General features: G+C 45.6%; 7 protein-coding genes. 3 read left to right on the top strand and 4 right to left on the bottom strand.

Annotated elements, in window-relative coordinates; translation table 11 throughout:
* The first annotated feature begins 26 nt into the window (after positions 1–26).
* On the top strand, positions 27–1,286 hold the full coding sequence (locus QUA01_RS16215) for an esterase-like activity of phytase family protein (protein WP_333090733.1): 1,260 nt from the start codon (positions 27–29) through the stop codon (positions 1,284–1,286).
* A gap of 479 nt (positions 1,287–1,765) precedes the next feature.
* Here the strand turns inward: QUA01_RS16215 and QUA01_RS16220 are convergent, their stop codons facing one another.
* Complete coding sequence (locus QUA01_RS16220; protein WP_333090734.1) at positions 1,766–2,509, bottom strand: lipoate--protein ligase family protein; 744 nt, start codon at positions 2,507–2,509, stop codon at positions 1,766–1,768.
* Positions 2,510–2,653: 144 nt separating this feature from the next.
* On the opposite strand from QUA01_RS16220, the gene QUA01_RS16225 reads away from it, so the two are divergent.
* Positions 2,654–2,977: a thioredoxin family protein gene (locus tag QUA01_RS16225; RefSeq protein WP_194070951.1), complete on the top strand. Its 324-nt coding sequence runs from the start codon at positions 2,654–2,656 to the stop codon at positions 2,975–2,977.
* Positions 2,978–3,215: 238 nt separating this feature from the next.
* Positions 3,216–4,442: an LL-diaminopimelate aminotransferase gene (locus QUA01_RS16230; RefSeq protein ID WP_333090736.1), complete on the top strand. Its 1,227-nt coding sequence runs from the start codon at positions 3,216–3,218 to the stop codon at positions 4,440–4,442.
* A gap of 337 nt (positions 4,443–4,779) precedes the next feature.
* On the opposite strand, the gene QUA01_RS16235 is transcribed toward QUA01_RS16230, so the two are convergent.
* The 3 genes from QUA01_RS16235 to QUA01_RS16245 form a co-directional block, all read right to left on the bottom strand.
* Positions 4,780–5,178 (bottom strand): hypothetical protein, encoded by a 399-nt coding sequence (locus QUA01_RS16235; RefSeq protein ID WP_333090737.1) that lies wholly within the window; start codon positions 5,176–5,178, stop codon positions 4,780–4,782.
* Between the two features lie 126 nt (positions 5,179–5,304).
* Positions 5,305–6,111, bottom strand: a complete 807-nt coding sequence (surE, locus tag QUA01_RS16240; RefSeq protein ID WP_333090739.1) for a 5'/3'-nucleotidase SurE — start codon at positions 6,109–6,111, stop codon at positions 5,305–5,307.
* 531 nt (positions 6,112–6,642) lie between these two features.
* Positions 6,643–7,278, bottom strand: coding sequence for an acyltransferase family protein (locus QUA01_RS16245; RefSeq protein WP_333090743.1), 636 nt, complete (start codon positions 7,276–7,278; stop codon positions 6,643–6,645).
* Positions 7,279–7,483 lie beyond the last annotated feature (205 nt).

The following is a 7,483-nucleotide window of genomic DNA, read 5'->3' on the forward strand; positions in this document are numbered from 1 at the left end:
TGCATATCTACAAAATGGTATAAATTATGTCACAAAGATGGCACAAAAGCAAACTGTTCAACAAGAGCAAGAAAATAAAATTTAGCATACTGAGCAATTATTGGGATTTTAAGGCGCTGGGCGATCGGCTTTTGCGCTTATTCAGTTTAACCCTAATTCTGTTAACCATATGCACCGCTTGCGCGCCTCCTGCAGTTGCTAAAGACCGCTCTTTTCCTGAAATGTCCCTGGAATTTTTGGGAGAGTATCAATTGCCAAAAATGAATTTTGAAGGAACACCAGTCGGCGGCTTGTCAGGAATTACCTACGATCCAAAAGGTATTAGTGGCGTGACTTCCAAAGCTTATCGATTTTACGCTCTTTCCGACGACAAGAGCGAAAACGGAGAAGCCAGATTTTACAGTCTCCGACTCGATCTCGCCTCCAGCGATCCAGCAAGTATTCGCCTGAAAAAAGTTGCCGTTGAAAGCGTTACCTCCCTCAAAAAAACAGACGGTGAAACCTTTGCTTGGGGTTCCATAAATCCCGAAGGCATCGCCCTTTCTCCCCGCAATTCAGTATTTGTCGCTAGCGGAGGCTTTACCCATGCTAACATCCCTCCTTTTGTCGGCGAATTTGACCTCACAACCGGGAAATTGCGGGGTAATTTACCTATTCCCAACCGCTACATTCCCGATGCCAGCGACGAACAACAGCAGCAAGGAGTGCTGGACAATTCAGGTTTTGAATCTTTAAGCATCGACCCAGAAACCTTTAGTCCGGGCGGTCTAGATCCGTTTCGCTTGTTCGCAGCGACGGCAGCACCATTAATGCAAGATGCAGACCCGGAACAAGCAAGCAAAATACGCATTTTACATTATATCATCGTCGATAAAACGCCGCAATTAGTCTCAGAAAATCTTTACCAGCTAGACCAAGTTCCCATGAGTTTGTTGAACAATTTAACAGAATTAGTAACTGTTGGCGGCGGTCAATTTCTGAGTTTAGAGCGTTCTTTTGGGCTGTCGGGATACAGCGCTAGAATTTATCAAGTAGCGGCTGGAGCGGCGACAGATACTTCGAGAATCAAGAGTTTTAAAGGAACAATGGCAATGGTCGAGCCTGTGAGGAAAAAGTTGCTGCTCGACTTGAGCGAACTGGGAATTCCGCTGTACAATTTAGAGGGAATGACTCTCGGGCCGCAGTTGCCAGACGGCAGCCAAAGTGTTGTTTTAGTCAGCGATGACAATTTTCATGAAGCAGAGAGAACTCAATTTATTTTGTTGAGTTTAAAAAAGAAAAATTAGATTGTAAATACTCTACTGAACTGTCAAGCGTCTCGTCATTGGAAGTGAAGCGCTCGGAAGCAAAGCAATCATAGGTGTAACAAGTGTTACGCCAAAAAAAAGATTTTTTTCAGAATTCATCAACAATCTGGAAATTATCTGCGTACAAGCTGCCGCGCATTTAAATTATAACTCTGGATGAAAAGGACTTTTGTAATAGTTCTATAGCGGTTCTAAAGCTTTGTGAGGTATGCCCTATGCCCTATGCCCTATGCCCTATACCCTATGCCCTATGCCCACTCCTAGCACCTAATATTACTGAGAAAGGCTATATTGTATATCCAGGGCGGGCTTTGGGGCTTAACTCACACAAGTTGGATTGTTTTTTAACAGACAATTTAACTGCTAACAAGCCGATCTGTCTCGCTCTTCCAGGAGCGAATATTTATACAATAAATCTCTTGTATAACGGCAGTCTTGGCTGTTCGCAAAAGTTAAATTTACAATAGCTTGTTACTTGTTTCCCAAATATCCTGCCATTCCTCCTCCGAAAGTGGCTGCACTTCCAAATCAATCTCAAAACAGCGACAAGCCGCCGCACTCAAAACATCAATTACAGTTGCAATCAAATCATCTCCCCCTTCAGATAGAGGTAATTTGACAGGAATTGATTTTTCGTCAAAAACTCGATCGAACAAACTAACATCCGGTTGCAAGCGCATCGAACCGTGCTGCAGAATAGCATCGCCCCGGCGCAATTGCGCGCTACCAATTAACTTGCAGCCATCGGGCGTAACTAAATCAGCACCCGTCGCAGTACCAAAACAATTCGGATTGTGAATGTAACCCCGTTTAGCTTCCCCGTAGTGCAAGTCTAAACCCATCGCCCTCCAACCCTCAATCAAAAACTCGCAAATAGTCTGATAAGCTTTCAGGCGACTGCTGCCAAATCCTGACCCTACCACTGCATAAGTTAAATCTCCTTGGTGGAGCACGGCGCGCCCGCCGCTAGGCCTCCTCACCAATTCTACAGGCATTCCCTGCCAAGATAGCTGCTCCCAAAACTCCGGCCAGCGCTGCTGGTGGTAGCCCAAGGAAATCGCCGTTGGTTGCCAGGTGTAAAATCGCAGAGTTGGCGGATGTTTTTGGGCTAGATGCTGTTGCAGCAGCCATTTGTCGATCGCCATCTGCAACCTCCCAGACGCTGACAGCAGCGGAATTAAACGCCAAACAGAATTAGCCATCAGTCCCCAGTCCTCAGTTTACAGTCAATAATTCGCAGAATGTTTTAAAATTAGTAACAGTTTTTTGGAGCTGTCTTCAAAGTTGGTGCAAGTTTCAAGCCCGTAGGTGCTTGAGAAATAAATAGCAAAATTAATCGCAGAACCATGAGCAACAGTGTAATTGTCATTAACGACGAAAAATTTGAAACAGAAGTCCTGAAAGCTGAGCAACCAGTGCTTGCCTATTTTTGGGCGAGTTGGTGCGGGCCTTGCAAACTGATCGCGCCTTCGATAGACTGGGTGGCGACCAACTACAGCGAGCTGAAAGTGGTCAAGATGGAAATTGACCCCAATCCTAATACTGTCAAGCAGTATAAAGTTGAAGGAGTCCCAGCACTCAGACTGTTTAAAAATGGCGAAGTAGTGCTTTCCCACGAGGGAGCTATTACCAAACAAACTTTGCTCGGTTTGCTCGAAGGTCACTTATAAAGTTGGGAAACGATGCGGGAGTTGCCAACTCCCAACTCACAACTATAGCAAGCACAAATATTTTTGAACATCTCTATTTTCTCCTCAATACTCCTCTCAAACTCAGCGCCCTCTGCGCTCTCTGCGGTAAGTCAAAAAAAATCTTGTTCGCAAGCAAATTAAAAGGCAATTTCAAAAAATAGAATAGTTCAAAAATTATAAAAACATTCAATAATATCCTCAACCATACACAAAAAATATGCAATTTGCCAAACGTTTAGAATCCCTGCAATTTAATGTATTTGCCGATATGGATCGGGCAAAGTCTCTCGCTAAAGCAGCGGGAAAAAAGGTGATAGATTTGTCTCTGGGTTCTTCCGATTTGCCTGCGGCGGCTCATATTACAGATGCGATCGCCCATTCATTGTCAGACTCTAGCACCCACGGCTATTTACTGTTTAACGGGACACGAACTTTCCGGGAAGCAGCAGCTTGCTGGTACGAACAAAAATTTGGGATTTCAGTTAATGCAGAAACAGAAGTGCTGCCGTTAATTGGCTCCCAAGAAGGCACGGCGCATATGCCTTTAGCTGTAATGAACCCCGGAGATTTTGCTTTGTTGCTCGATCCGGGTTATCCTTCCCACGCAGGCGGCGTGTATTTGGCCGGCGGTCAAATTTATCCGATGCCAATATTAGCAGAAAATCAGTTTTTACCAGTTTTTGAAGATATTCCGATGCCCGTGCTGGCTCAGTCGAAGATGATGGTTTTGAGCTATCCTCACAATCCTACAACTGCGATCGCCCCGCTGGCTTTTTTTGAGAAAGCCGTGGCTTTTTGTCGCCAACACGATCTGGTTTTAGTACACGATTTCCCCTATGTGGATTTGGTGTTTGACGATGCCGCAGGGGCGGTGGATGGTGCGCGCGCGGCCTCGGAGGATATCGAGAAAAACCGTAAATTGATGGCACCGTCAATTTTTCAAGCCGATCGAGATAAGAGTGTGGCGATCGAGTTTTTTACACTATCTAAATCCTACAGCATGGGAGGTTTTCGAGTCGGATACGCGATCGGCAACTCCGAGCTAATTGCAGCCCTGCGACAGATCAAAGCCGCAGTAGACTTCAACCAATATTTAGGAATTTTGAACGGAGCGGTCTCCGCATTAACAGGCCCTCAAGATACCGTCAGAAGCAGTGTAGAAACCTTCAAAAAACGGCGGGATAGCTTTGTAAGCGCCCTACAAAACATCGGCTGGGAAGTACCCGTACCCCCCGCTACCATGTACGTCTGGGCGAAACTGCCCCAACCTTGGACATCTGATTCCATCAAATTTTGCACTCAGCTAGTAGAGAGTACAGGAGTCGCAGCTTCCCCCGGTGCCGGTTTCGGGAAATCAGGAGAAGGCTACGTGCGATTTGCCTTAGTCGAGCCACCAGAAATTTTAACAGTTGCAGCGAGCAAAATTGCGGAATTTCTCAATTAGAGTTGCACTGCATTCAATCGCTCTGTTTTGGGCAAATAATCTGCGTTTATCGGCATTGCATCTGCCTTGCATCTGCGGTTTTGCGATCGGCTTTTTTGGATTTAATACCAATTCTTAAAAGTATGGCTACTTTTGAAAATTGGTATAATTTCCCACTACTAGCACTTACGCAAGGGCGATCGTAAACCGGGTTTTTTACAAAATACACAGGTTATAGCCCGCCACAACCATCAAAAATCCGGTTGCAACTCGAAATCCGCAAGTCTTCTGTCGTTATTTATACCTAAAGGAATAGATATTTTCATACAAGATATGTGAAAATCTATTTTTAGAAATGTTAACGCGAGACATCTTGGGAATTGTCAGTTCCGCTTACCCACTCTAAAAATCCTTGAAATGAATTTTGTCTGGGCAGCGATTGTTCCGTAGCTGCGATCGCGCATCCCAAAAATACCACGCTTCCCAAAATTGCCAGCAGCGGAAAATGCTTGCCGAACCCAAAGTCTCGCTGGAGGCGAGCTAGGGGCCGGCTCTGACGCCTGAGCATTTTTCCTACCGTCATTTGTTTGAGACTAAAAGGATCGCGCACAAAATGACCGCTCCAGCTAATTACCATGTGGGAATGGCAGTGGGGACAAGTGAACAGTCCGCTGACCATTCCAACGGGGCCGAGGACGCTGGAACGGTTGCAAATCGGGCAAGTGACAGAATGGGTGTTATAGGTGGGAGCGTTCATAACTGTTTTTCTGGAGTAAAAAAACTAACAACCAATTGAGAGCTTGTGTAACGCCAAAGGCATAAACCTTTACAGGCACTTTATCCTTAATTCCTAGTTTACAGCCGCGATCTGGTCGATCTGAGCTCACTGCTCGAAAAAACCTTCAAATTGCCAATCGCGCAACGAGTGCAAGTCGGGATGGCAGGTGAGATTGTATTGCAGCGGAGTCACGGTTATTCTATTGTTGCGGATAGCTTGTACGTCTGTAGGAATAGCATGAGCCACCGACGGATCGGCGGTTTCTTCTACATCTTCTAACAATTCCCCAGCCAGCCAATAATAAGTTTTGCCGCGCGGATCTGTGCGCTTTTGAAATATGTCGAAATAGCGCCGAATGCCTTGACGGGCGATCGCCACTCCGGTAATTTCTGCTTGTGTCACCGCTGGTATGTTGACATTCAACAGCGTCGGTTTAGCCATTGGCTGTTTTTCCAACTGTCCCAGCAAGGTGACAGCAAAATCCACCGCCGGCCCAAATTCCTGCGAAGTATAGCTAGCGAGGCTGAAAGCAATGCTGGGAATGCCTTCCATGATTCCTTCCATTGCTGCCGAAACCGTGCCAGAACAGATGATGTCCGTACCTAAATTCGGCCCGTGGTTGATCCCGGAAAGCACAAAATCCGGCGGTTTGTCAAGTAAAGCCCACAAACCTAATTTCACGCAGTCGGCGGGAGTGCCCGAACAAGCCCAAGCTTTGATGGCGGGGTCAAAAACAGATTCGATAATTTCGGCGCGGATGGGTTGGTGCATGGTTAGGCCGTGCCCTGTAGCGGAGCGCTCTCTGTCGGGACAAACTACGCTCACGTCGTGGCCTGCGGTGGCGAGAGCGTTGGCGAGGCTGCGGATGCCTAGGGCAAAGATGCCGTCGTCGTTGCTAATTAAAAGTTTCATTGAAATTTTTTGACAGGCCTGAGAATAATCTTAAACTAGATTCAACTAGGGCGATCGCTCGACTTTGAAACCTCAATTCTGCCGACAATGGTTTAACCGGACTCAAACAAAAACAGAGACGAAAAAGTATTCAAATCCTTCTGATTCACCTGGAAGCAACCACCAGCGCTGGCGAGCTCGCCAGCGCTGGTGGTTGCAGGTAAACAGTCCGGTTTTTGCCGCCCTTGCCAAACGGATACCGAGGGTGTAAGGAGATATAGCTGGTCTCACTCTCGATGAGGTATCGATCGATCGCTCAATTCCTCAATTCCTCAATCCCCGAATCCCTCAATCTAAAATCTAAAATCGACTGACTTCTCACCTTTTTGATAAAGGCTATAGCCTTTCGAGATCTCCTATGAGATACTATCCGGGATAGGGCATAGGCCATGGGGCATAGGGCATGGGGCATAGGGCATAGGGCATAGGGCTATCCTCACCACGCTTGAGAAAGGCTATATGCAAGACTACCCGCTGACCTACAAAATCTGCTTAAATTCCCAGAATGTACTGGCTGTATTTTTTGGGTAAAACTTTCTGCAAGATGTAAATAATCGCCAAACAAGCCAACAACGTCCCGGTAACTAAAAAGCCGAGCTTCAGCAGCGGAGGTACGGGTTCAATAAATTTATAAAACACTAACAACACATATTGCACGACTGTCGAATCTAGCAGATATATAAGGAATGAATAAGCAGCCAATATTTTGACTAACCCAGATACTTTCTCGGGAAGTGCGATTTTTTTAGAAAATGCCAGGACTGACAAGACGAATAAAATTGCGTATGCTTGAGCAGATATTTTAAAAAACGATCGCAGAAACCATTCCTCCGCATTAACTTCGCCGAGCAGGTAATATTCCCAAATGCTTGCTAGATAAAATAGGATAGTTGCTCCTAAAAGTTGCATTTTTCTGCGTTCTAGAACGGGTTTGATTTTGTCATAGGTTGCGCCCAAAAATAGACCTGCAGAAAATGGCAAAATCCAACTAAAAATCCAGCGCTCCATCAAAGGTAGAGGTATTGATATGTATTTGAAAACTGCCAGGTAAAAAAACATGGTAAAAATTGTTTGAATTGTTAAACCCAAGATTAAAACTTTTCGGGGTTCTAAAACTCTTAATTTCACTCGCAGCCACCACCAACCGTAGCATTGAAAATTACAACGATGAAATAATAGGGAGGCATTACTGAACCTGTCAAGATATCTCTGAACAATCACAGTAAATCAATTTTTGGGAGCGATCCCCAACTATTTAGGGCTTGCTGGATAAGTGCAGAAAGGTTACACGGCGCGGTTATACGATCGCGCGATCGAGAGTTTAGTGCAAGAT

It is taken from the genome of Microcoleus sp. S36a_B3, from assembly GCF_036700745.1.
Lineage (GTDB): Bacteria > Cyanobacteriota > Cyanobacteriia > Cyanobacteriales > Microcoleaceae > Microcoleus.

Coding starts and splice junctions, on each gene's coding strand:
- QUA01_RS16215 (WP_333090733.1), top strand. CDS start 27: ATGTCACAAAGATGGCACAAAAGCAAACTGTTCAACAAGAGCAAGAAA.
- QUA01_RS16220 (WP_333090734.1), bottom strand. CDS start 2,509: ATGGCTAATTCTGTTTGGCGTTTAATTCCGCTGCTGTCAGCGTCTGGG.
- QUA01_RS16225 (WP_194070951.1), top strand. CDS start 2,654: ATGAGCAACAGTGTAATTGTCATTAACGACGAAAAATTTGAAACAGAA.
- QUA01_RS16230 (WP_333090736.1), top strand. CDS start 3,216: ATGCAATTTGCCAAACGTTTAGAATCCCTGCAATTTAATGTATTTGCC.
- QUA01_RS16235 (WP_333090737.1), bottom strand. CDS start 5,178: ATGAACGCTCCCACCTATAACACCCATTCTGTCACTTGCCCGATTTGC.
- surE (WP_333090739.1), bottom strand. CDS start 6,111: ATGAAACTTTTAATTAGCAACGACGACGGCATCTTTGCCCTAGGCATC.